We start from the raw sequence: 1,281 nt of genomic DNA on the forward strand, positions 1-1,281 counted from the left end.
TCTTAAAGATCTTTAATCTTGTTCTTAAATTTGTCAAACCTCTCATATAACTATACAAAAAATATATGCTATTATGGTTTTAAGAAACTATGTGTTCCCTTAACCCTGTATTTTACAGGGTCTTTGTTTATTTGATTTACTTTTATTACACCTCGGTCTTTTCAATTTATAAAGAATAAAAAATCATTTTATGACTGTATAAATGCCCTTGCAACAAAACCCGTATTCCCCTATTTTTTTGAAGAAACAGGATCCATTTTTAATGTTTTTATCCCTTCGTTTAATGTAAACGCATCTGCTCTTAATGTTTTCCAACTATCTTTCGCTGCATTCAAGTTAGGTTTTAAGAATTTAAATTTATTTTGATTCCCTTAAACCTATATGAATCCCTCATCTAAAAATGATTTTAATATAATTTAATAGTGATTGACGCATTTGTGTCTTTTATATGGATATGTAAAATTACATATCCATATAGGAGTAACTAGCTTAAATACGCCAAAATATTATTATCGTATACATAATAATATTGTTGCTACGAACACCACAGGAGAAAACTCCCCTCATGCACTTTAAGGCATAAATTGTCCATGAAATAATAATTTTTGATTATATAMTTACTATTCATTATAGGAATACAAAAAGCGATTCTTTTCACATTAAAAAGAATCGCTTTCCAAGTTCATATTTTTAATTACATTAAATAAAGAATTGTGAGATTATCACCTAAGAGCATTAACTATAACTTCAGCAGCCTCTGCAATTAGTTGATTATCATAGGTAGCCTCTTTCTCATCTTTACTAGATAAAATTGCGATGATAATGGGTGCTCTATTCGGCGGCCAAACGATAGCAATATCATTTCGTGTCCCATAACTTCCAGCTCCTGATTTATCTCCAACTACCCAGTCAGTTGGTACGCCTGCACGAATAAGTTTGTCTCCTGTAGCATTTCCTTTCATCCACTCTGTAAGAATTTTACGTTTATCAGCTGGAAGTGCATTTCCGACCGTAAAAGCCTTAAGATTGGTAGCAATTGCTTTTGCTGTACTAGTATCACGAATGTCTCCTGGAATAGCCTCGTTTAACTCTGTCTCAAAGCGATCAGCCATAGTAACCCGATCACCCATCTGTCTAAGCGCTTTTTCATATCCCTTAGGTCCGCCTATTTTATGAAATAAAATGTTCCCTGCAGTATTATCACTGGAACGAACAGCAGCCTCTGCAATTTCTCCTAGTGCCATTCCGGTATCTACATGTTTCTCAGTAACAGGTGAATAT

The 1,281-nt window shown here is 33.4% G+C and carries 1 protein-coding gene and 1 pseudogene; both read right to left on the reverse strand.

From position 1 onward, the window contains the following. Window positions 1–230 precede the first annotated feature (230 nt). Window positions 231–368 (reverse strand): annotated as a pseudogene (locus tag AC1DTM_RS27020) (hemolysin); the annotation flags it as partial. Between the two features lie 354 nt (window positions 369–722). After that, window positions 723–1,281 (reverse strand): class A beta-lactamase (gene bla / locus AC1DTM_RS27025; protein WP_477001332.1); only part of this gene is annotated, 559 nt, incomplete at its 5' end.

The organism is Bacillus sp. P4_D3, from assembly GCF_056401855.1.